The sequence below is a fragment of the Streptomyces sp. NBC_01176 genome, from assembly GCF_045039825.1.
GTDB lineage: Bacteria > Actinomycetota > Actinomycetes > Streptomycetales > Streptomycetaceae > Streptomyces.
Genome location: NZ_CP108600.1, coordinates 8,775,434 through 8,798,794 on the forward strand (window position 1 = coordinate 8,775,434; position 23,361 = coordinate 8,798,794).

The following is a 23,361-nucleotide window of genomic DNA, read 5'->3' on the forward strand; positions in this document are numbered from 1 at the left end:
GAAGCGCGCGGGTACGGGACGGCGTTCGAACCGGGACGGTGCGCGGCCATGAAGGGCGTGACACCCGACGAGGCGAATCCGCCGGGGGTCGGATTCCCGTGCGGACACAGGAGCGCCGCTGACAGTGGAGGTCAGAGCCGCCGGTGCCCCGCGAGAGCGGCAATGGCCGCGTTCTTGCCGGGCGTCCGTTTCCAGGGGCGTCATCCGCCGAGCGGTTACTCCATTCGTGTCCGCGGTCGTCGAACACTCCGCGACGCGCGTACCGAAGAATCGGAAAGTCGGCTGGAATTATGAGCTGCCATGGGCGTGCTGTGAAGAGCGTGGGTATGACGTGTGGGTGTGTTTCTTTTTGCGGAACAGGTGGAGGGCGCGTGTCGGCCGGCCGGGCGTGCGCTGTTCGGCAGTACACGGCGTTCTGTACGTGGATGCGCCGTGAACGCGCTCTGATGCGAGGTGACGGCCGGACCCTACCTTGATGGCGTCGGGGTCATGACATCCCCGACAAGCGCAAGGGCCTTATTCCCCAAGGTTGTTGAGGGGATTGTGGCCTGTCGGGGGATCGGCCTTCCTGTGCGGTCGTCCGTCGTCGCGTGCCGGTTTCGCCGGGGCACGTGTTGCTGCTGTATTCGGCCGTGATCATGGGAGGGTTCGAATGGACATGCGTTACGAGGCGTATTCCTACGCCGACCGACTGTTCTACGACTCACCCGTGCAGTGGGCGGCGCGGGAGGAATTCCCGGCCGCCACCGAGGCCGCGCCCACCGGTTGGGTGCGCAGCACCCGGGAAGTGTGGGTGGGCTTCCAGCCCGTGACGCCCGAACTGCCCGAACAGGGCTGGAAGATTCATGTCGCGGCCCGCCTCGACAACGCCCCGCACGTCCTCGAAGTGGTCCGGCGGTACTGCTTCGACAACGGCGTCGCCTTCAAGTTCCTGCGCAGTCCCGGACTCGTGCAGGCGCAGAACGCCAAGTACGCGGCCCGCGCCTCCAGCGGGAAATTCCTCACGCTCTACCCACGCGACGACGCGGCACTCGAGCACTGTCTGAGCACCCTGGACGCCGCGCTCGACGGCGCGCCCGGACCCTACATTCTGAGCGACCTGCGCTGGCGCAAGGGACCTCTGTACTTACGCTACGGCGGTTTCGTCGAGCGGTTCTGCCGTTCCGAGACCGGTGAGCTCGTTCTCGCCTTCCGTGAGCCGTCGGGGAAGCTGCGCCCGGACGTCCGCGCCGCCGTCTTCGAGGTCCCGTCCTGGGCGCCGGTTCCGGCGGTACTCGCCGAGACGCTCGCCGCCGCGGCCCAGGCGAGCGTCGACGACTTTCCCTACACGGTCGAAAGCGCCCTGCACTTCTCCAACGGCGGCGGCATCTACTTGGCCCGTCGGACGGCGGACGGTCGGCAGGTGGTGCTGAAGGAGGCCAGACCGCACGCCGGCCTCGACCAGCGGGGCGATGACGCGGTCACCCGCCTGGACCTGGAGCACGAGACGCTCAGCCGGCTGGCCGGCCTGGACACCGTGCCGGCGGTGCTGGGCCGACTCACCGCCTGGGAACACCACTTCCTGGTGCAGGAGTACGTCGAGGGCGAGCCGTTGCACCGCTGGTTCGGCCGCAACTACCCCTTGGTCCACCCCGAGGTGACCGACGCGGACACAGCCGAGTACCGCGTGAAGGCCCTGCGCATCCTCGACAGCATCGAGGAGGGCCTGCGCTCGATCCACGAGCGCGGCATCGTCTTCGGTGATCTGCACCCCCGGAACCTGATCGTGCGGCCGGACGGCCGGGTGGTGTTCGTGGACTTCGAACTCTCCTCGCCCGCCGACGCGTTCGTCCGGCCCGCACTGGGCGCAGCGGGTTTCGCCGCGCCGCCCGAGCTGACCGGGTTCGCCGTCGACGAGCACGCCCTGGCCGCCCTGCGGCTGTGGATCTTCATGCCGCTGCTGCCTCTGACGGTACTGAGTCCGCACAAGGGCGACACGCTCCGGGCCGCCGCGCGGGAGAGGTTCGCACTGCCCTCGGCGGAACCGCCGGAGCCCGCCGGCCGCCCCGCGACCCCGCACCGTTCGGTTCCGCCCGAGGAGTTCGGTGAGCTGTTCAGCGGCGAGCCGGCCGCGTGGCCCCGCCTGCGCGACGAACTGGCCGCGGCGATATCGGCCAGCGCCACCCCGCACCGCACCGACAGACTCTTCCCCGGCGACCCGAGCCAGTTCACCCACGACGGCCTGGGACTGGCATACGGCGCGGCGGGTGTGCTGTGGGCCTGTCATGCGACCGGTGCCCGGGTGGATCCCGCACATGTGGGCTGGCTGCTCAAGGCGGTCGACCGCCAGCCGCTGCGGCCCGGTCTGCTGGTCGGAGGACATGGCGTGGCCTACGTGCTCGACCTGCTCGGACACCGGCAACAGGCCATGGACCTGCTCGACCGTCTGATGAAGGACGATTCCGAGGGATACGGCCCGGATCTGCTGGGCGGCCTGGCCGGCATCGGGCTGTGTCTGCTCTCCTTCGCCCGGACCACCGGGGACCGGACCCTGTACGGCGCCGCGGTCGAGGCCGCCGAGCGGGCCGCCGCCGGACTGCGCCTCGACCGGGCGGCGCCCCCGGACGGATCGAGGACCGGCCTCGTCCACGGTGCCAGCGGAACCGCGCTGCTGTTGCTGCACCTGCACCAGGTCTCGGCCGACAGCAACCTGCTCGATCTGGCGGGCCGCGCCTTGGAGCACGATCTCGCCCGGTGCGTGGTGGCCGAGGACGGCACCCTCCAGGTCGACGACGGCATCCGCGTCCTGCCCTATCTGGAGTCCGGCAGCGCGGGCATCGCCGCGGTGCTGCAGGCCCATCTGAAACACCGGCCCGACGCCCGGCTCGCGGATCAACTGGAACGCATCGCCCGTGCCGCCGTACCGGAGTTCATCGTCCAGCCCGGACTGTTCAACGGTCGCGCCGGACTGATCGCGCTGCAGGCGCTGCTGGACCCCGACACCGCGGAGCGCGCCGAGGTGATCCGGCGGCACGTACGCCGACTGCTGTGGCACGTCGTTCCGTACGAGGGCCATCCGGCTTTTCCCGGGGAGCAGTTGCTGCGTCTGTCCATGGACCTGGCCACGGGGAACGCGGGTGTGATGACCGCCCTCGGCGCGGTGTACGCGGGGACCCCGACGCTGCCCTTCCTGACCGTTCCCACCCAGCCGGCCGAACTCGTCGCTCCCGAGGCCGACTCCGCCCGCCGGCACCCACCGGCCGGCGCGCTCCCGACACCGACCGGGTGACTCCGGCCGGACGGTGTCGATCGGCCGACTTCGACCGGCCGATACCGACCGACTGGTACCGGACGGCCGACTTCGACCGACTGGCACCCGACGACTGACACGGCACCGGCGGACACGGCACCGACAGCGCGCCGGCGCATCCCGCCCGCGGCCCGGGAAACAGGCCGCCCACAGAGTTCCGGCAGACCGCCGGAAGCACCCACCACCACCCGGAAGGGGACCATCATGTCCATCCTCAGCCTGCAGGCCCTGGAGACCCCCGAGGAAATCCTCGAGTACCGCTCCGTTCTCAGCTCCCTGAGCGCCGTCAACTGCACCAACAGCACCGTGAGCACGCTGCTCTGCCTCTGATCCACCCGCCGGCCGCGCCACGTCGGCGCGGCCGGCACCCCCCGACGAACCGGTCCGGGCGGCTTCGGCCGCCCGGACCGGCCACTTTCCCCCGGAGGGCTTCATGCACAGCGACCGAACCGACGCCGCTCCGCCGCAGCCCGCCCCGACCGGCTCGCCGGACCGGCCCCCCGCACGACCGGTTCCCCCCACCGGCGACGACACCGGGCCAGGTGACGGTGACCGGCCCGAAGTGACCCGGCCTCCACGCCTGTTGCTGCCGGCCGCGGGCGGACGCTGGGCAGTGGTCCTGGCCCTGGCCGTGGCCGCGAGTACCACCGCGACCCTGCTGCTGCCCGCCCTGCTGGCCCGCACCGTCAACCAGGCGCTGGCCGGGGCCGGAACAGCCGACGGCCGCCAACTCATCGCCCTGCTCGTCCTGTTGACAGCCGCCGAGGCCGCGGCCCAGTACGCCGCCCCGCGCTCCAGCGCCGACGCGGCGGCCCGCATCCGCACCAGGGCGATCCGCCGCATGCTGGCCGCGGGCCCCGCCGCCGTCGCCCGAATGCCGGTCGGCGACCTCGTCGCCCGGCTGACCGCCAGCGCACCGCAGGCCGCACTGGCCGCGCCCGCCCTGGTCTATTCGGCCGCGCAACTGCTCATGGCCGTCGTCGCCGTCGTCGCCCTGACCCTGCTCTCCCCGCTGCTGTCCCTGGCGTTCCTGGCCACCGCGCCCACCGGCTACGCGGTGATCCGCCGCCAACTGCGCCGCACCACCCACGCGGGCGACGGATACCAGCGGACCCAGGCGCAACTGGCGTCCGGACTGCTCGACGCGCTGAGCGGCAGTCGCAGCATCGCCGCCTCGGCCACCGTCACCCGGGAGATCGAGCGCGTGCTGCGTCCCCTGCCGCACCTGTCGAGACTGGGACACGAACTGTGGGACACCCAGCGCCGTACCGCGTGGTGCACCGGCCTGCTCGCCCCGGCCACCCAGCTCACGGTCCTGGCCGTCGCGGGGACACAGGTCGCAGCGGGCCGGCTCGAGGTCGGTGATCTGCTGGCGGCCCTCGGATACACCGGCATCGGCCTCAGCGGCCTCGGTACCGCACAGAGCCTCCTCGACGTGGCCCAGGCCCGAGCGGGCGCCGCCCGGCTCACCGACGTACTCACCCTGCCGGTCCGCAGGGTCACCGCCCGTCCGCTGCCCGCCGGTCCGGGCCGTCTGGAACTGCGAGGCGTCGTCGTACGCCGTCAGGGTGTCGTCGCCCTGGACGGGCTGGACCTGACGGTGCCCGACGGCTCCTGGACCGCCCTCGTGGGCACCCCCGACTCGGCGACCTCGCTGGTGGCCGCGCTCGCCGTGGGCCTGACCGAACCCGACGAGGGCACCGTCACCCTCGACGGCGTCCCCCTGACGGCGATCCACCCCGACGAACTGCCCACCGCGATCTCCTGCGCCTTCGCCGACCCGGTGCTGACCGGCGCCACGGTCCAGGACGCGCTCGGCCTCGGCCCGATGCCGCTGCCGCCGGCGCGGCTGCGCGGAGCCGCACGGGCCGCGCAGGCCGACACCTTCGTCCGCCGGCTGCCGGACGGCTACCGCACGCCGATGGCCTCCCTCGTCCTGTCCGGCGGAGAACGACAACGCCTCGGCCTGGCCAGAGCGCTCGCCCGCGACAGCCGCCTGATCGTCCTGGACGACGCGACCTGCGGCCTGGACGGCGCCACCGAAGCCGCGGCGCTGCACGCCCTGCGCGAGGAGACGGCCGGACGCACCGTCCTGCACATCACCCGGCGCGCCACGGTGGCCGCCGCGGCCGACAGGGTCGCCTGGCTCCACGAGGGCCGCGTCCACACCGTCGCCGCCCACGACGAACTCTGGCCCCTGGCCGCGTACCGCGACGTGCTCGACGGCGGAACGCCCGGCCCCCGGCCGGCTCCCGTGAAGGCCTCCGCCGGTGACTGACGACACGACACCGGCCGTCCGTGCCACGACCCCGCCCGTCCCTCGCTCGTCACCGGGAACCGCACCGACGCCCGCCCCCGCCGACCCCGTCACCCTCGCAGCCCCAGTGGCCCGCGAAGTCGCCGTCCCGGCTCCCGAAGGCCGGCCGCGGCGGCCCGCCCGCGCCGCCGCCGAGGTGCTGCGCTCGGCCTTCACCGACAGTCGCCCAGCGGTTCTCCGGCTGCTCGCGTGGACCCTGCTGTCGGCCCTGCCGGCCCTGGTGTCCGGCAAGGCGATGGCCCTGGCCGTCGACCGCGGTTTCCTCGACCACCGGCCGGGCCAGGCCGCGTGCTGGCTCACCGTGTTCGCGGCGGCCGCGCTGATCGGCGCGTGGGCGACCCGGCAGACCTACCCTCAACTCGCGCACGTCGTCGAGCCGATGCGCGACCGGCTGGTACGCCGACTGGTGTCCGGCCTGCTGCACCGGGGCGTCGCGGCCCGAGGTCGCCCGGACGCGTCCGCCGCGGCGGCCGTGGCCCAACTGACCCGCCAGGTGGAAGCAGTTCGTGACGCCACCGCCGGACAACTGCTCGTCGTCTCCCACTTCGCCCTCACGGCGGTGGCCGTGCTGGGCGGCACAGCGATGCTCGCCCCGGCGGCCACCCCGCTGATCGCCGTACCGCTGCTGCTCGCGCTGACGGGGTTCGCGGCGTCCACTCCGGTCACGATGCGGCGCCAGCGTGAGGCGTTCGCCGCCGAGGAGAACCTGGCGCGCCTGTGCGCCGACACCCTGACCGCGCTGCGCGACATCGTCACCTGCGGAGCCCGCGGGCCCGCCGAACAGGACCTGCTCGCCGCCGTCGACGCCGCCGTCCGCGCGAACCGCGCACTGGCGGTCACCGCGGCCCTGCGACGGCTCCTCGTCGCCCTGGGGGCACACCTGCCACTCCTGCTCGTCGTCCTGGCGGCCCCTGCCCTGGTCCGCCGAGGGCTGACCCCCGGGGAGGTCATGGGCGTGCTGGCCTACCTCGCCGGGACGCTGGAACCGGCCCTGCGGCTGCTCGTCCAGGGCGTGGGATCGTCCTGGCTGCGCCTCGCCGTCGCCGCCGAGCGCCTCGACGCCGCGTCCCAGCCGCCCGCCTCCGTGGACGCGGCTGTTCCATGGAACCCGGCGGCCGGCGCGGAGCACGGGGAGGCGAACGGCGGGCGGCCCGTTCACGACGACGCCGCGCCGCCCGTTCACGACGACGCCGCACACCGAGAGGGCGCGCACGACGCATGCGCACACGACGAAGGCGTGGAGCCCCCGGACGCCGTGCTCCCCCCCAAACGGCGGAGGGACCCCGCTCCCGCGTCGGACGGCGAGCACGGTCACCGTCCCGCCGACGGGTCCGTCCTCCTCCGCGGCATCTCCTACTCCTACGGAGCCGCCGCCGACCCCGTCTTCGACGCCCTGGACCTCACCCTGCACGACGGGGAGCACCTTGCCGTGGTCGGCCCTTCCGGGGTCGGCAAGTCCACCCTCGCCGACGTACTGGCGGGCGACGTTCCGCCGGACCGGGGGCACGTCCTGCTCGGCGGCACGGCAGCGGGCCGGCTCACCCCCCGGGAACTGGCGCGCGTCCGCGTCCTGTTGCCGCAGGACGCCTATGTGTTCGCGGGCGAGCTTCGGGAGAACCTGCGATGGCTGCGTCCGTGCGCGGGGGAGCGGGACGTCGTGTCCGCCGTACGGGCCGTCGGCGCGGCATCTTTGGTGGAGCGCCTCGGCGGTCTGGAGGCCACGGTCGATCCGGCCGCGCTGTCCGCGGGGGAGCGTCAGATCATCGCCCTGGTCCGCGCTCACCTCTCGCGGGCCCGGCTGGTCATCCTCGACGAGGCCACCCGCCACCTGGACGCCCAGGCGGAGCTGCACGTGGAAGAGGCCTTTCGCATCCGTCCCGGCACGGTCGTCACCATCACCCACCGGCCCGGTCCGGCACGTCGCGCCGACCGTGTCCTGTTCCTCGACGGAGACCGGGCCCTGGTGGGGACCCACAGGGAGCTGCTGTCCACCGCGCCCGGATACCGGGCACTGGTCGGCGGCCACGGAGCGGACCACGACTCCACGGACTGACCGCACCCGCCGACAGCCGCCCGGCACGGCAGGCGCCCGGCAGGCGCCACAGGCGCCACAGGCGCGGCAGGCGCGACGGGCGCGACGGGCGCGACGGGGGCAATGAGTGCGGCCGCGCGGGCGGACCCGGTACCCGGGCCGCCCGCCCGCCTCCGTGCGCTCAGCCGGGACGGAGCATCAGATCGCTCACCGTCCCGTCCCGCGACAGGTCCAACGCGCCTGCCACCACCCGGGCGACGGAATCCACGGTGAGACAGGTGGCGGGGTCGTAGGCGATGCCGAGCCGGGCGTGCAGTTCGGCCTGCATCGGTGTGTCGACCTCGCCGGGGTAGACGGATGTCACGCGCACACCGTGCTGGTACTCCTCCGCGCGGAGCGACTCGGCGAGTGCCTTGAGGGCGAACTTCGACGCCGCGTACGCGGCCAGTCCCGGTGGAGCGTGCAGGCCCGCACCGGAGTTGAGGAACACCACGTGTCCTCGCCGGGTGCGCAGCGCCGGGAGCAACAGCCGGGTCAGCTCGGCGGGTGCCAGCAGGTTCACCGCGCAGATCTCCTGCCACGGTCCGGCTCCCAACTGGCCCACCGTGCCGGGCTCCAGGACACCGGCGACGTGCAGCAGCGAGTCCAATTGCTCGGGCATTCCCTGGAGTTCGAGTGCGGCCGCGAGTTCTCCCGGCACGGCGAGATCGGCCACCAGGTTGCGGCTGCCGGGGAAGGCGGCACGCAGGGCCGCCGCCCGGTCCGGGTCCCTGGCCAGCAGCCACAGATCCTCCCCCCGCGCGGCCAGCAGCCGAGCCACCGCCGCCCCGATCCCCGAATTGGCGCCGGTAATGAAATGAACGCTCATAAACTCATGTTTCCCATAACTTCCCTTTGTAAGAAGCGATTTCATGCCATGTCGAGTGCCGTTCCGGCCGCGGTCCGGTATGTGAACGCCTTGTTCGACGTCCCCGGGTCCGGTGATCCGCGGCCGAGGTGTCAGGCGGCGGACCGGGCCGCTCCGACCAGGGCGTCCGCCGCGAGAAGACCGAGGCGGTGGGCGGCGAGCGGGCTGTCGCCCGTGAGGAGCTTCCGGTCCCGGTGGGTCCGGCCGGTCATGTCGTCGTTGACGATCTTCAGGCCCTGCACGCTCAGGAGATCGGCGACGAGCCACGGCAGGCGGCCGGGAAGATAGCCGATCTCGACATTCGGCCCCTCGTCGAGCGCGTCGGGGAAGACGCAGACCGAATACCCCTTGAACGGCGACTCGTCCTTGCCCAGTGAGGCGGCGAGCAGGGCGGCCGGGCCGTGGCACAAGGTGATCACGAACCTGTCGTTGGCCAGGGCCCAGTCGAGCGTGCGCCCCACCGGCTCGCTCGTCGGCAGGCCGACCACCGCCCCGTGCCCGCCCGGGATGAACACCGCGAGGTAGTCCGAGTCGTCCCCGAGACCGTGGGCGATGACCTCGGAGAGCCGCCTGGGCTGCTTGAGCTGCGGTTTCAGAGCCTCGTACGTGGCCATGACGGCTTCGTCCCGACGCGGCATGGCCCACAGTTCGAGCTTCGCGGGGTAGCCCTCCACCGTGGCGACATCGACGCCGAAGCCTGCTTCCATCAGGTGGTGAAGGGGGAGCAGCATCTCGACCGGGTGGTTTCCGGTGGAGAACATCCTCCCGTTCTCCACCAGTACGTAGCGTTCCTCGGCCGCAATCACGAGCACCTTCCACTTTCCCCCGGTGTAGGCGCCCTTGTGCTGCACTCCATCGAAATCGGTCTTCGGTGAGGTGTACTTGCTCAGTGAATAAGGTGAAGGGAAGAACGCGTTTTCCTCCGCCGGATCCGGTGTGGGATCCCTGCTCAGATCGCCTGCGGCGTGAGACATGCGAACACCTTCTTTCCTGCCCGGCTCGTCGGTGGCTACGAATTGGGTGCACGACCGGAGAAAGTGGCGTGGCTGCGACTTCGCGTTGATTGAGCCCATGCTACTGCGACCGGGTCGTCCCGGCAGGTCGTGGACGGCGACAACCCGCAAGGGGAGCGCTCTCGCCGAATGGCGCGGGTGAGGGCGACGGGCTCCCCGTGGTCGAAGAGAAGCCGAAGTGAAGCCGAAGGGAAGCCGAAGCGAAAGCCCGAGTGAAAGCCGAAGCGAAAGCCGAGGCTGAATCCGAAGTCGAATACCGAAGTTGATTGTCCATTTCCCTGAACTGTTCCCTCGGTCGCTCCCCCGCTCAGTCCGGCGACGCGGCGACCCGTACGCGATCGCTGTCGTTCTCGGAGAGGAACAGAGCCAGCTCGCGTCCCTCCTCGGCGACGTCGGCACGGTCGGCGCGGGAGAGACGGCGCAGCGGGGTGACGACCACGGTGCCGGCGCCGAGGGTCCAGGTCGCGGCGACTCGCCCGTCGACCAGCACGACACGCTCACCGGCGACCGACAGACCGCGGTGGGCGTCGTCGATGATCCGGCCGCGGTCGTGGTAGCCGAGGATCGCGTTGTCGAACGCCGGCAGGAACCGCACCGGGGCGGGTGTGCCGGGGTCGGGGCGGGGAGCACCGGGGAGATCCAGCAGTTCCCGGCCGCGCTCGTCGCGGAAGGCGACCAGTTCCTCGCGGATCGCGGCCACCGCGGCGGGCAGCCCGGCCAGACCGCACCAGGCGCGCAGATCGGCCGAGGCCGCGGGACCGAAGGCGGCCAGATAACGGCGTACCAGTGTCTGGCCGACCGGATCGGCGCCGTCGTCGGCGGGCGGGTCGATCTCCCGGCCCAGCCAGGAGGAGAGCGGGAGGTTGCGCACGCCCGCCTTAATCCGCCACAGCCCGCGCGGCGGCAACTGAGCCATCGGGACGAGCGCGGCGACCAGCATTTCGCCCAGCGCCCGCGGCCCCGGTTCCGGCCAGCGTCCGGCGAGCGTCCGCGCGAGTTCGGTCATCGACCGGGGCTCGCCGTCGGCCATCACCGCCCGCCCCGCGGCGGCGAGTTCGTCGAGGTCCGTGCCGCCGAGTTCGCGGCGGTAGTTCCCTAGGACCCGCTGCCGCAGCATGGCGTCGTGGCGGCCCCGCCAGGCCAGGACGTCGTCGGCGGTGACGAGGTGGACGGTACGGCGCATGAGGTGGGTCCGCACCACACTCCGCCGGACCAACAGGTCCGAGAGCACCGCCGGGTCGAACGCCCGTAGCCGGGACCAGAGTCCGACGAAGGGCTCCTGCGGTTCCTGCGCCTGAAGTCCGCAGAGATGCGCGACGGCGTCGAGGACCGGCACGTCGGCGCGATCCAGCAGCAACTGCCGGGCGAGTGCTGCCCGGTTGAGCGCCCGGCTGTCGAGCACGGTCATCGGCGCTCCTTCGGTTCCGTGGGTGTTTCGTGCGTCGGGGGGTGCCGGACACGGGCGGTCGGCTCGGACTTCGCCGGTCGGCCCGGACGCGGGCGGTCCGTCCGGGTGGTGGGCCGGCCGGACACCGTACGTGCGGGTCCGGCCCGCGGCGAGGCCACCGGAACCGCGCCGGTGACGGTTGTCACCGGCGCGGCCGCGGGCCCTGTCACCGGGTCGTGCGATCCGCGGCGCCGGTCAGGGCGACGGCCCGTCCGGCGGGAATCCCGCGCTGGTCAGGTCGACTTCTGTCCGTCGAGGGTCTCGCGCAGGATGTCCGCGTGCCCGGCGTGCTGGGCGGTCTCCGCGATGACGTGCATCAGTACGCGGCGCACACTCCGCACCGCTCCCGGCTCGTGCCAGGGCGCCTCCGGCAGCGGGTGTGCCGCCGACAGGTCGGGCACGGCGGCGACGGTGCGCTCGGTCCGGGCGGCGACCTGCTCGTAGCCCCGGACGATCCCGGCCAGCGTCTCGCCGGGCAGCATCAGGAAGTTGTTCTGGTGGTCGATCGCCCACTGCGGGAACTCACGAGCGGTTCCGGCCGCGAGATCGGCCCAAGTGACACCCTCGGGCAGGTCGTGACGCATCGCCGAGGGGCCCTCGACCGCGAACCGCATCCACGCGTCCTCGATGGACGCGACGTGCTTGATCAGGCCGCCCAGGCACAGCGCGCTGACCGTCGGCCGCTCGCCTGCCTGCCCGTCGTCGAGACCACGCGTCGTGTTCGTCAAGGCGGCGCGCACGGTCGCGAGTTCGGCGAGCAGGTCGGCCCGCTCGCCGTCGAGGGTTGAGGAGGGGGCGGTCGTGACGGTCACGGTGATCTGGTCCTTCCGGTCGTTCTCGTTGTCTGGCACAGGACCACAGTCGCAGGGGAAGCGGTCAGGTCGTGTCCTCTACTCGCGGCAGCATGAACGTCATGCCGACGACCTCAGCGCGCCTGCTGACCCTGCTGTCCCTGCTTCAGGCACGCCGCGACTGGCCGGGGCGGTTGCTGGCCGAGCGGCTGGAGGTCAGTGCGCGCACCGTGCGTCGCGACGTCGACCGCCTGCGCGAGCTCGGTTACCCTGTGGCGGCCGCGAAAGGCCCGGACGGGGGCTACCGCCTCGACGCCGGTACGGAGCTGCCGCCGCTGCTGTTCGACGACGACCAGGCCGTCGCCCTCGCCGTCGCGCTCCAGACCGTCGGCACGACCGGTGCCGGTGTCGAGGAGGCCGCGGCGCGCGCTCTGAACACCGTCCGGCAGGTCATGCCCGCACGGCTGCGGCATCGCGTCGACGCCCTCCGGGTCACCGCCGTCGAGCCTGCCGGCTCCGGGCCGGACACAGGGGTCGACGCCCGGGTGCTCGGGACGCTCGGCGCGGCCGTCCAGGGCTGCGAGGTGCTGCGCTTCGACTACACCCGCGCTTTTGCACCGGGAGCTGCCGGGGCCGACTCCGGTGCGGCCGGGCCGCGCCGGGCGGAGCCCCACCACCTCGTCACCTGGGGCGGACGCTGGTACCTCGTCGCCTGGGACCTCGACCGCGACGACTGGCGTACCTTCCGCGTCGACCGGATCAGCCCGCGCACACCCACGGGGCCCCGGTTCACCCCGCGTGAACTGCCCGGAGGGGAGGTGGGCGCCTTCGTCGCCGGCCGCTTCCAGGGCTCCGACGGCTCCGACGGCTCCGGCCGCCGGCCCTGCACCGGCGAGGTGGTCCTCGACCTGCCCGCGTCCGTCGTGTCCACCTACACCCGTGACGGAGTCGTCGAGGAACTCGGCCCCGACCGCTGCCGGCTCGTCCTGGGCGCGTGGTCATGGCCCGGACTGGCCGCCACCCTCGGCAGGTTCGACGCCGACATCCAGGTCATCGGGCCGGACGAGCTCAGGGACGCCTTCGCGCTCCTGGGCCGCCGCTGTGCCGCCGCCGCGACGAACGGTTCCCCCGGCGCCGCCCAGCCGCCGACCGGCCGGTGACCGACGCGAACAGCGACCGACGCGCACAAGGAGCGGCGCGACGCCGGCCCATGTCACGACGGGACCGACAGAACGTCGGAGCGCCGGAAGCGGCCCGGGACAGCCCTTGGGGCGTGTCAGGCGTCGCGAGGCAGGCGGGGCTTTCGCAACACGCCCTAGTCGTCGGGTTCCTCCAGCAGGAGCGTGTCCAGGTCCGCGTCGAATCCCTCGGCGCTCGGGAACATCCGGTCCAGGGCCTCGGGCGGCACGTCCTTCTGACCGTCCGAGCCGAGCAGCGGCTGTTCGGTCCAGATGCACTTACCCGTCGGCGTGTAGCGCGTGCCCCAGCGCTGGGAGAGGGCGGTGATCAGTTGCAGGCCGCGCCCTCCTTCGTCGGTGTCGGTCGCGCGACGGATGCGGGGCATCGTCAGGCTGCCGTCGAAGACCTCACAGATCAGCCCGGCGCTGCGGAGCAGCCGCAGACGGAGCGGCCCCTTGGCGTGGCGTACGACGTTGCCCACCAGCTCGCTGGCGAGGAGCTCCGTGGTGGGTGTCAGGCTGTCCAGCCCCCAGCGGGTGAGCTGCTCCCGGACGTGCCGGCGGGCCTGGCCGGCCGCCCGCGGGTCCTCGGGGAGGGGCCAGGAGGCCATCCGGTCGCTGGTCAGGGCGTGCAGGCGGGCCACGAGCACCGCCGCGTCGTCGGCCGCCTGGTGCTCGGGAGGCAGCAGACCGGCCGTCAGGATGTCGCAGAGCTGTTCGAGGTCCGTGTCGGTGCCGTTCTTGCGGACCGTGCGGAGCAGCTCGGCGAGCTCCGCCATGCCCTCGTCGATGTCGCGCTTCGCCGACTCGACCAGACCGTCGGTGTAGAGCACGAGCAGGCTCCCCTCGGGCACCGGCAGCTCGACGGTCTCGAACGGCGGTTCCGCCGCGCCCAGTGGCGGGTCGGTGGCGAGCTCCGGGAAGTGCACGGTGCCGTCGGGGTGGACCAACGCGGGCGGCGGGTGCCCGGCCCGCGCGATGGAGCAGATCTGCGTGGTGGAGTCGTAGAGCGCGTACAGGCAGGTGACGTACGACCCCTCGCCCATGGCGCCGACGATGTCGTTGAGGCGGCTCATGATCTCGTCGGGGGGCAGTTCGAGGTCGGCCAGGGTGTGCACGGCGGTGCGCAGCCGCCCCATGGTGGCCGCCTCGGGAAGGCCGTGGCCCATCACGTCGCCGACGACGAGGGCGACCTGGCCCCCGGAGAGCGGGATGACGTCGTACCAGTCGCCGCCCACGTCCATGCCCTGTCCGGCGGGAAGATAGCGGGCGGCGGCCGTGCACGCGGGCAGGCTGGGCAGGTCCTGGGGGAGGAGGCTGCGCTGGAGCTCGCGGGAGCGGATGTGCTCGGCGTCGTAGAGCCGGGCCCGCTCCAGGGCCTGGGCGACGAGCGCGCTGATGGTCGCCAGGAGGGTGCGTTCCTCGTCGGTGAGGCGCCGTGGCCGGTCGAAGGACAGGACACACACTCCGAACGTGTGACCGGAAGCCGTCAGCGGCAGGAACGCCCACGCCTGCTTGTCGGTGCGGTCGGTCCGGCGGGCCAGCGAGGGCGCGTGCTCGGTCAGCTCCTGCACCGAGGCCAGGAACAGCGGCCGGCCCGACGCGATCGCGTCCCAGGACGGGTCTCCGGGGGCTCGGGGACGGTTGTCGAGGAGGGCGAGGAAGTCGGCCGGGTACCCGACGGCTCCGACGTTGCGAAGCAGGTCGTCCTCGACGGCCTGGACCAGGAGTCCGGCGGCCGCGAACGGGGGCAGCACCCGGCGGGCGACGGCGTCCACCACGTCGCGTGAGGTCGTCGCCTTGGCGAGCGCGGTGGTCAGCTCGCTGATCCGGGCCGATCGCGTGGACGCGGCGAGCTCGGCGGCCAGGCGTTCCTCCTCCATGCGCCGCTTCTCGGTGACGTCGGTGAAGTAGAGGGTGCGGCCGTCGGGCCCCGGGACGAGGCGCACCTGGTAGCGGCGCCCGCTGTCCCGCATGTGCACGTCGAAGCTGGCGGGTTTCTCCTGGGCCGCCGCCTTCCGGCACTGGCTCTCCAGTCCGGGAACCTGCTGTGCCGCGGGCAGGTCCCACAGGACACGCCCGAACAGCTCCTCCTCGGAGAAACCCAGCGTGCGTTCGGCTTCCAGGTTCGCGAAGGTGATCCGCCACTCGTCGTCCACCGCCAGGAACCCGTCGCTCATGTGGCGCAGGGCCCGGCTGAGCGCGTCACGGGCGGAGCGGGACTCGTCGCTGGTCCATCCCAGGCCGCCCATCCGGACCGGTTCGCCGTTCTCGTCGTACGTGGCTCCGGCGCGCGTCTGGGTCCAGCCCCAGCTGCCGTCCCGTTTGCGCACCCGGTACTCGGCCTCGAAGACACCGTGGTCCCGGATCGCCCGCTCCGCCGCCGCGAGGGTCGGTGCCAGGTCGTCGGGGTGGACGATCCGCATCCAGTTCTCGATCCTGCCGGTGAAGTCCGCCGGCAGGGTGCCGTACAGCTCCAGGGCCGCCGCGTCCCAGATCAGCTCGCCGGTCCGGATGTCCCAGTCCCACGATCCGACGCTGACCTCCTTCAGCGCCTCCCGCAGATGCTCCCTGTTCAGCTCCGTGTGCGAGGGCCCGGACGGCGGCGGTGCCTGGACCATGCGTTCCTCGGCCCAGGTGACGACGGCCCGGAGGAAGTCCCACTGCTCGGGGCTGGGCTCCCCGGCGTCGCCCATCAGCACGGTCAGCGCGCCGATGCCGCGGTCCCTGCCGAACAGCGGCAGGGCGGCCAGGCCGGTGCCGGGCCAGACGGCCTCGGCGGGCTCCGTCGCGGTGCGGCCGGGCCCGGCCGGACCGGTGGGTGGCGTGGTGGTGGGCAGGGGCACCCACACGCCGTTGCCCCGTTGCAGGGCACGGGCCGGGGCGAGCGGGCCCTCCTGGTCGACGATCTCCCAGGCCTGGGTGAGAGCGGGCGGGAGACCGGCTGACGACACCATGCGCAGCATCGACATGGGGCCACGCAGATGGATCGTCCCGCCCAGGGCGCCCAGCTCTCCCAACGCGTGCTGGAGCGCCAACCGGAAGATGTCACTCTCCGTGACTCCGGGGGCCACTGTACGCAGCAGAGCCAGCCGTGCGTTCATGGTGGAAACCCTATCGTCCACGTTTCGCCCGAAACCGTGCCTCGCAGGATTCTCACGCCGCGCCGCCGTACGCGCCACCCGAGCCTCAACGGCGCCGCACCCTGAACCAGTTCGTTCCGGTCGCCGACGGCCCCGGAACGGTGTACGCGGATGGCGTCACCGGACCCGCGTCCCGCCCCGGCGGGCTTCGTCCCGTCGCGGAGGACGGGAACGGGGCGCCAGGAAAGCGCCGATCCCCGACGGACGGTGGCATGATCGCGCGCGGCATGCGACGGTGGCGCGATGACGACGAACGACTACGACCGCGTACGCCTCGGTATCGAGGCCATGACCGCCTATGTCTCCGGCGACAACCTCATGACGAAGTACATGATGGAGCGCGCGGAGTCGGACGGGAACCTCGACCAGGTCGCGGACGGTGTGACGGGACTGTGCGCTCTGCTTCTGCGGCAGCTGGCGGAGATGACGGGGAAGCAGGAGCTGGAGATCCTCCAGGAGATCGCCCGGGGCCTCAATCGCACCGAGCAGCGCGAGCAGTAGCCACCCGCGGTCCCGCCCCGGGGCCGTCGCCGGACGTGAACCGGCGGCGGCCCCGGGGCGCTGTGCGCCGCTCCGACCCGGACGGTCCTCGGCTCAGCCGGAAGCCGGGAAGTCCGCGCCGCGGGAGACTGCCTCGCGTGCGCGGATGTCCGCGAGCAAGGCGTCGAGTTGTTCGACCACGGCGTCGTATCCGTCGCCGCCCAGGACGAGGTGGCGCGGAGGCTCCTCCTCGTCGAGGGCCTCGACGACGGCGCGGACGGCGCGGACGGGATCGCCGGGCTGGTTGCCGTCCTGCGTGATCATGAAGTCCCGTACGGATTCCACCATCGGCCGGTAGGCGTCCACGGTCTCGGCCACCGGCTCGTCCGCGAAGCCGGCGTACGCCCGGGTGCGGAAGGCGCCCGGCTCCACGGCGAGGACCCGGATGCCCAGCGGCGCCACTTCCTCGCGCAGCACCTGGGTGAGCCCCTCGAGCGCGAACTTGGAGGCGGTGTAGTACCCGAAGCCGGTGACTCCCCTCAGGCCCGCCACGGAGGACATGTTGACGATCCATCCGCTGCGCCGGGCGCGCATGCCGGGCAGAACGGCGCGCAGGACGGCCACGACGGCGAAGAAGTTCAGTTCGAAGGTGCGCCGGACGGTGTCGTCGGCCATGCCCTCGACAGAGCCGTACCAGCCCCGTCCGGCGTTGTTGACCAGGACGTCGATGCCGCCGAAGCGTGCCTCCGCCGCCGTGACGGCGTCCTCGATCTGCCGGGCGTCGGTGACGTCCAGCGGCAGGACCAGCACCCGGTCGCCGTGGCGCAGGGCCCACTCCTTGAGCAGCTCGGGCCTGCGTGCCGTCAGGACGACGTTGTCGCCCCTTTCCAGGGCCGCGTCCGCGTAGGTCATGCCGAATCCGCCGGGGGTTCCCCCGGTGATGAACCAGGTCTTCATGGACTGCTTCCTTCCGCTTCCTGCTTGTTCCCGCTGCTCCGTCTGCTGCTCCGTCCGCTGCTTCGGTCCGCGCGGCGAGCACGTCCTCGCGCGCGTCTCGGCGGCGGAGGTGGGGACTCAGGCCTCGATGACGAGCCGCTCGATGAGTCCGTCGCGCAGGGTGAACCGGAAGTGCAGGTCGACGACCCCGCCGGGGAAGTCGCCTTCGAGCCGCTGGGTGACCGTGTACTCCCGGTCGGAGGTCTCGTGGACCGCCGTGGGCTCGATCGTGTAGCTGTACTCGCCGGCCGTGCGGTTCATCCACCGCTCGACGGCGTCGATGCCGTCGTGGGTCGCCCCGTCGTCGGTCACCGTGGCGTCCCGGGTGAAGTTCGCGAGCTCTGCCGCGGTGTCGTGCAGACGGTGGGCGGCCAGATAGCGGGTGATGGCTCGGGGGAGGGTGTCGAGGGTGACGGGAGACATGGGAAGTTCCTCGGAGCTCGGTGGGCATGGCTGCCGTGTGGGCAGGGCGCATCGCGCGCATCGAGTCACTGCTAAATCCAAAGTGACTCGCTTCGACTGTAGCAGTGACTCCTGCTAACGTAGAACCCTGTAGGTGACGGAACGGAAGGGGGCGCGCATGCCGGCCCGTATACGCCTGGAAGACCGCGAGTGCCCGCTGTCCCAGACCGTCCAGCATGTGGGCGAGTGGTGGACGCTGCTGATCCTGCACGACGCGTTCGACGGCTTCACCAGGTTCGATCAGTTCCAGGAGAACCTCGGCATCTCGTCCAGCATGCTGACGAGCAGGCTCAAGTCCCTGGTGGCCGAAGGACTCTTCGAGCGTCGCCAGTACCAGACCCACCCGGACCGCTACGAGTACGTCCTCACGGAGTACGGCCGCTCGCTGCGCTCGGTCATCGTCGCCCTCGCCGCCTGGGGCAATTCCCGGCTCGACGCGGACGAGCGGGCCATGATCCTGGTCGACGCGCGGACGGGCGCGGAGGCCGATCCCGTGGTCGTCGACCGGACGACGGGCCGGCGCGTCGACACGGACGAGTTCGTGTTCACGGCCGGCCCGGCCGCGAGTGAGGCCATGCGGACCCGGTACGCGGACACGGTGAACGGCGCCTGACCGTCCCCGTCGGTCACCTTCACCTCTCCGGTGAACCCCCGGTCAGGACGGTGCGAGCAGGGTGAACTCCGCACGGCCCCGGACTTCACCGTTGACCTGGAGCTCCAGGGCGTGCGCACCCGGATGGAAGACCCGGGTGGTGATTTTCCTGAACGAGTGCCGGCGGCTGATGGAGACGCGTTCGCCCGCGTCCAGTGTTCTGGTGGTGAGCTTGAAGACCTTGGGCGCGGTGCTGCCGTTCGCCTTCTGGTAGTGGATCACGTAGTCGATCACCAGCTTGGCCGGGGCCGCCCCCTCGTTGGCGACGTCGAACGCGAAGGTGATCTCGTCGCCCACCGCCACCCGGTCCCCGCCCAGCCGGGGGCCGAGGACGGCGACCTCCGTCGCCGGTTCGAAGCCCATCAGGGCCAGCGCCCCAGGGTGCCCCTTCTTCACGGCGGTGCGCAGCGCGTGTCGTACGACTCGGGGTGTGTGTTCGTCCGGCGCCGCGCTCCACCCGGCCGCGACCTCGACGGCCAGGTCGGGGACGGCGTGACTGATGTCGTTCACGTGGTTGGCCACGGAGCGCCGCACGTACTCGGACGGATCGCGGTAGAGCGCGTCGAGGACGGGGCGGGTGAGTTCGGGGCTGTCGAGAAGTCCGGGCACCCGGATCGCCCACGGCAGCCGGGGCCGTGTTCCCTCGCTCGCCAGGCGCCGCACGTGCTCGTCCGGGTGGTCGGTCCAGCGCTGGACGACGCGCAGACTCCGCTCGAGATCGGCCCTGAGCATCCGCCGGATCGCGAACTCCGCGGTCAGCCGGGGAGTCAGGTCCGCCAGCAGGTGCAGTGCCGCCTCGAAGGAGTCCGGATCGTCGTCCTCGAGGGCGCGCGTGACGACGGCCTCCGTCACCGGCCAGATCATCCATCCGGTGAATCCGGGATCGGCGAGCGCCGTACGGACCACGGCCTGTGTCGCGGCGTATCCTTCGGGGAGGTGCGCCGTCAGGGCATCCCGCACCAGGTCGCTTCGTTCCCGCAGGGCCAGTCCGTCGAGCTTCTTCCCGCACGCGCGTACGGCCTCCGCGTCGCGCGGCCGGCCGGCCCTGTCGAGGCAGTCGGCGAGACCGGCCACCGCCGCCGATCCCAGCAGTTCCTCGGCCAGCGGCACGTGACGCTCCTTCTCTCCGCGTGCGCGGAACTCGGGGGGCAGCTCGCGAGGAGTTCCTGATGCAGAGCGGGTCCGCTCCGCGAGCCGGTTACTTCTAGATTAGCAGTAACCGGCCGACGCGGGCCGGGCCGACTGCGCACGCGGCGGCCGGTGGGCGACCAGCACGTCACCGCGCGCGCGAAGGCGCGGTCAGGCTGGCTCCCACAGCTCGACCCGATTGCCCTCGGGGTCGGTGACCCAGCCGAATCGGCCGACACCTTCCATGTCCTGCGTCTCGTCGGCCACGTCCGCTCCCTTGGCCCGCAACTGCGCGAGCATGGCGTCCAGGTCGCCGACCCGGAAGTTGAGCATGGTCCGCTGGGCGCGGGAGCCGAAGTAGTCGGTGTCGGACTCGAACGTCGCGAACACCGTCGGCCCGGCTCCCTGGCGCCACAGGCCGTGCTCGTCCGCGTCCAGCCCCAGGCAGTCGCGATACCAGGCACTCAGGGCCGCCGGATCCGCGGCCCGCATGAAGTACCCACCGATTCCCAGCACACGTTCCATGCCGTCATCCTGCCAGGACCGCCGATCGGGTGGGCCGGCACCACGCCCTCGCCCGCGGCCGACGGTGCCGGCGCCCGTTGTCGGCGGCCTTTCTTCGGGCCTTGTCACAAATCGGCAGCCATTCGGGTGAAGCCGCGCGTTACTCCACTTGTGTAAGGGGCCAACTGGCAGAGGCCCGGCACGCGGTGCCGTGGTTTCCGCGCGGCTGATTCGGAGTGGCAGCCTGGGGGTGGGAGAACAACACTGAGGTCCACGATTTCGTGATCACGTAAGAGAGTGCGGTCTCGTGGCTCGGAAACGGCTCGGTCGGGCCATTCGCCGAAGCGTGAGGACACCGGACCGGCCACCCGCGGCAATCGGGAGCCGAAATGTCTTCTCAGGAGGTCGAATGGTGGAGCAGTCCTCCGAAGTCTTCATAATCGGACCGGACGAAGCAGCCGCCGCCAGGCCGAGCGGTGCCGACCCGACGACGGCGGAGACCGAGAGGAAACTCGCGGAGGTACTGGCAGGCGTCGTGTCCGCGGAACACGTTCCGGTCGACAGCCACTTCTTCGACGACCTCGGCGCGAACTCGCTGGTCATGGCCCAGTTCTGCGCACGGGTCAGGAAGCGGTCGGATCTGCCGTCCGCGTCGATGAAGGACATCTACCGGTACCCCACGATCCGAAGCCTGGCGACGGCTCTCGCGGAGGTCGTCGCGGCCCCGGTCGACGCGTCGCTTCCCGCGACGCCGTCCGTACCGGCACCGTCGCCGACCCCCGTGCCCCGGCCGAGCACGTCACGCTACGTCCTGTGCGGAACCGCCCAATTGCTGATTTTCCTCGGGTACTCCTTCTTCACCGGCCTGGTCGCCGCCCGCGGCTACGAATGGATCGCCGCCGGATCGGGCGTGGCCGAGGTCTACGTGCGGTCGTTCCTGTTCGGCGGCCTCGGATTCATCGCGCTGTGCGGATTCCCGATCGCTGCCAAATGGATTCTCATCGGCCGCTGGAAACCCCGTGATTTCCCCGTCTGGAGTCTGGCCTATCTGCGTTTCTGGCTCGTCAAGGTACTGCTCCACGCCAACCCGATGATCTTCTTTGTCGGCAATCCGCTGTACGTGCTGTATCTGCGTGCGCTCGGCGCGCGCATCGGCAGTGGAGTAACGATCCTCTCCCGCTCGGTCCCCGTCTGCACCGACCTGCTCACGATCGGCTCCGGGACGGTGATCCGCAAGGACTCGTTCTTCCTCTGCTACCGGGCGCACTCGGGGCGGATCGAGACCGGCCGGGTCACACTCGGCCGGGACGCGTTCGTCGGCGAGAAGACCGTCCTCGACATCGACACGGCGATGGGCGACGGAGCCCAGCTCGGCCACTCGTCCGCCCTGTACCGCGGCCAGGTCGTCCCGGACGGCGAGCGCCGGCACGGTTCCCCGGCGGAACCCACGCGGATCGACCACGTGCGGGTCGCGCCGGCGGCCTGCGGCACCCCGCGCCGGGCCTGGTTCGGGATCGCCAGCCTGCTCCAGCTGTTCTTCCTGTACCTTCCGCTGGCCGTCGGCGGGGTGTACATGCTGTTCGCCCAGATCCCGGCGCTCGGCAGCCGCCTGGACGCGGCCACGCCCGCGATCACGTCGTCGGGCTTCCTCGTCGACGCCCTGGTCCTGTCCCTCGCGCTGTTCTTCGGCTTCGTGGTCCTGGGTCTCGTGGCCCTGTTCACCGTGCCGCGCCTGCTGAGTCTGGTCATCGAGCCCGACAGGGTCTATCCGCTGTACGGCTTCCACTACGCGCTGCACCGGGCGACGACGATGATGACGAACATCAGGTTCTACGCCTGGCTCTTCGGCGACAGTTCGTACGTCGTCCCCTACCTGCGCGGCCTCGGGTACGACCTGTCGGAGGTCGAGCAGACCGGGTCGAACTTCGGCTCGGAGATGCAGCACGAGACCCCGCTCCTGGCGACCGTCGGCAGCGGGACGATGATCGCGGACGGCCTCTCGCTCATCAACGCGGACTTCTCGAGCACGTCGTTCCGGGTGTCCCGGGCGACCATCGGGCCGCGCAACTTCCTCGGCAACAACATCGCCTATCCCGCCGGCGGCCGGACGGGGGAGAACTGCCTGCTCGCGACGAAGGTGATGGTTCCCCTGGACGGCGAGGTCCGCACGGGTGTCGGGCTGCTCGGCTCACCGTGCTTCGAGATCCCCCGGTCGGTGGAGCGCGACTCCCGGTTCGACCATCTGCGGACCGGTGGGGAACTGCGCCGCAATCTCGCCGCGAAGAACCGCTACAACCTCCGCACGATGGCGCTCTTCCTGTTCCTGCGCTGGCTGCACACCTTCGCGCTCACGGCGTTCGCTCTCGCCTCCGTCAGCCTGTACGGAGTCCTCGGGCACATCGTGATCGGCGCGTACGTGGCGATCACCCTGACGTTCACCGCCCTGTACTTCGTCCTGGTGGAACGTTGCATCGCCTGGTTCCGGCGGCTGAGCCCGCGGCTGTGCTCCATCTACGACCCGTACTTCTGGTGGCACGAGCGCCTGTGGAAGGTGCCGGACCACTACCTCGACATCTTCAACGGCACCCCCTTCAAGAACGTGATCTGGCGGCTGCTGGGTGTGCGGATCGGCCGCAGGGTCTTCGACGACGGCTGCTACCTGACGGAGCGGACGCTCGCCGCGATCGGGGACGACTGCACGCTCAGCGCCGGAAGCAAGCTCCAGTGCCACTCGCAGGAGGACGGCACGTTCAAGTCCGACCGCACCACCCTCGGTGCCGGCTGCACCCTCGGGGTCGGCGCCCATGTGCACTACGGCGTGACGATGGGCGACGGCGCCGTGCTGGCACCCGACTCGTTCCTCATGAAGGGCGAGGAGGTCCCCTCGTCCGCGCACTGGGGAGGAAACCCCGCCGTGGAGACCGCGACCGCCCCGGCGCCCCCCGACGGCGTCGGCGCGGCAGCGGTGGCGGGAACGTACCCGGCCGGCGGCAACGCGGCCAGGGCGAGTTGAGGAAGGCCA

17 protein-coding genes are annotated in these 23,361 nt (G+C 71.7%); 8 read left to right on the plus strand and 9 right to left on the minus strand.

Annotated features, from left to right (window positions below):
* The first annotated feature begins 652 nt into the window (after positions 1-652).
* The 4 genes from lanKC (at position 653) to OG199_RS38175 (ending at position 7,659) form a co-directional block, all read left to right on the plus strand.
* Entirely contained in the window at positions 653-3,268 is a 2,616-nt protein-coding gene (gene lanKC / locus OG199_RS38160) for a class III lanthionine synthetase LanKC (protein WP_405833429.1), read from the plus strand.
* Positions 3,269-3,493: 225 nt separating this feature from the next.
* Positions 3,494-3,619, plus strand: a complete 126-nt coding sequence (locus OG199_RS38165) for a SapB/AmfS family lanthipeptide (RefSeq protein WP_148014162.1) — start codon at positions 3,494-3,496, stop codon at positions 3,617-3,619.
* Positions 3,620-3,722: 103 nt separating this feature from the next.
* Positions 3,723-5,567: an ABC transporter transmembrane domain-containing protein gene (locus tag OG199_RS38170; RefSeq protein WP_405833431.1), complete on the plus strand. Its 1,845-nt coding sequence runs from the start codon at positions 3,723-3,725 to the stop codon at positions 5,565-5,567.
* A gap of 106 nt (positions 5,568-5,673) precedes the next feature.
* Positions 5,674-7,659 carry an ATP-binding cassette domain-containing protein gene (locus OG199_RS38175; protein ID WP_405833433.1) on the plus strand — a complete coding sequence of 662 codons (1,986 nt, stop codon included), beginning with the start codon at positions 5,674-5,676 and terminating at the stop codon, positions 7,657-7,659.
* Between the two features lie 160 nt (positions 7,660-7,819).
* Here OG199_RS38175 and OG199_RS38180 read toward each other — a convergent pair whose 3' ends face one another.
* The 4 genes from OG199_RS38180 to OG199_RS38195 all read right to left on the minus strand — a co-directional run bounded on the left by OG199_RS38180 (position 7,820) and on the right by OG199_RS38195 (position 11,817).
* Positions 7,820-8,506: an SDR family oxidoreductase gene (locus OG199_RS38180; protein ID WP_405833435.1), complete on the minus strand. Its 687-nt coding sequence runs from the start codon at positions 8,504-8,506 to the stop codon at positions 7,820-7,822.
* Positions 8,507-8,637: 131 nt separating this feature from the next.
* A complete protein-coding gene (hchA, locus tag OG199_RS38185) occupies positions 8,638-9,519 on the minus strand; it encodes a glyoxalase III HchA (RefSeq protein ID WP_405833437.1) in 882 nt (293 codons plus the stop codon).
* A gap of 346 nt (positions 9,520-9,865) precedes the next feature.
* Positions 9,866-10,966 carry a winged helix DNA-binding domain-containing protein gene (locus OG199_RS38190; RefSeq protein ID WP_356797887.1) on the minus strand — a complete coding sequence of 367 codons (1,101 nt, stop codon included), beginning with the start codon at positions 10,964-10,966 and terminating at the stop codon, positions 9,866-9,868.
* 272 nt (positions 10,967-11,238) lie between these two features.
* Positions 11,239-11,817 (minus strand): DinB family protein, encoded by a 579-nt coding sequence (locus OG199_RS38195; RefSeq protein WP_401802492.1) that lies wholly within the window; start codon positions 11,815-11,817, stop codon positions 11,239-11,241.
* A gap of 101 nt (positions 11,818-11,918) precedes the next feature.
* Between OG199_RS38195 and OG199_RS38200 the strand changes: the two genes are divergently transcribed.
* Positions 11,919-12,956, plus strand: a complete 1,038-nt coding sequence (locus tag OG199_RS38200; RefSeq protein WP_405833440.1) for a helix-turn-helix transcriptional regulator — start codon at positions 11,919-11,921, stop codon at positions 12,954-12,956.
* 155 nt (positions 12,957-13,111) lie between these two features.
* On the opposite strand, the gene OG199_RS38205 is transcribed toward OG199_RS38200, so the two are convergent.
* Positions 13,112-16,078 carry a SpoIIE family protein phosphatase gene (locus OG199_RS38205; RefSeq protein WP_356797883.1) on the minus strand — a complete coding sequence of 989 codons (2,967 nt, stop codon included), beginning with the start codon at positions 16,076-16,078 and terminating at the stop codon, positions 13,112-13,114.
* A gap of 282 nt (positions 16,079-16,360) precedes the next feature.
* Between OG199_RS38205 and OG199_RS38210 the strand changes: the two genes are divergently transcribed.
* On the plus strand, positions 16,361-16,618 hold the full coding sequence (locus tag OG199_RS38210) for a hypothetical protein (RefSeq protein WP_168526471.1): 258 nt from the start codon (positions 16,361-16,363) through the stop codon (positions 16,616-16,618).
* Positions 16,619-16,711: 93 nt separating this feature from the next.
* Here the strand turns inward: OG199_RS38210 and OG199_RS38215 are convergent, their stop codons facing one another.
* Positions 16,712-17,554 carry an oxidoreductase gene (locus OG199_RS38215; protein ID WP_356797881.1) on the minus strand — a complete coding sequence of 281 codons (843 nt, stop codon included), beginning with the start codon at positions 17,552-17,554 and terminating at the stop codon, positions 16,712-16,714.
* A gap of 117 nt (positions 17,555-17,671) precedes the next feature.
* Positions 17,672-18,016, minus strand: coding sequence for a nuclear transport factor 2 family protein (locus OG199_RS38220; RefSeq protein WP_356797879.1), 345 nt, complete (start codon positions 18,014-18,016; stop codon positions 17,672-17,674).
* A gap of 157 nt (positions 18,017-18,173) precedes the next feature.
* On the opposite strand from OG199_RS38220, the gene OG199_RS38225 reads away from it, so the two are divergent.
* Positions 18,174-18,668 (plus strand): winged helix-turn-helix transcriptional regulator, encoded by a 495-nt coding sequence (locus OG199_RS38225; RefSeq protein ID WP_401802176.1) that lies wholly within the window; start codon positions 18,174-18,176, stop codon positions 18,666-18,668.
* A gap of 42 nt (positions 18,669-18,710) precedes the next feature.
* On the opposite strand, the gene OG199_RS38230 is transcribed toward OG199_RS38225, so the two are convergent.
* Complete coding sequence (locus OG199_RS38230) at positions 18,711-19,817, minus strand: DNA alkylation repair protein (RefSeq protein WP_356797875.1); 1,107 nt, start codon at positions 19,815-19,817, stop codon at positions 18,711-18,713.
* Between the two features lie 189 nt (positions 19,818-20,006).
* A complete protein-coding gene (locus OG199_RS38235) occupies positions 20,007-20,360 on the minus strand; it encodes a VOC family protein (RefSeq protein WP_401802181.1) in 354 nt (117 codons plus the stop codon).
* Between the two features lie 388 nt (positions 20,361-20,748).
* Between OG199_RS38235 and OG199_RS38240 the strand changes: the two genes are divergently transcribed.
* Entirely contained in the window at positions 20,749-23,352 is a 2,604-nt protein-coding gene (locus OG199_RS38240) for a Pls/PosA family non-ribosomal peptide synthetase (protein WP_405833444.1), read from the plus strand.
* The last annotated feature ends 9 nt before the right edge of the window (positions 23,353-23,361 follow it).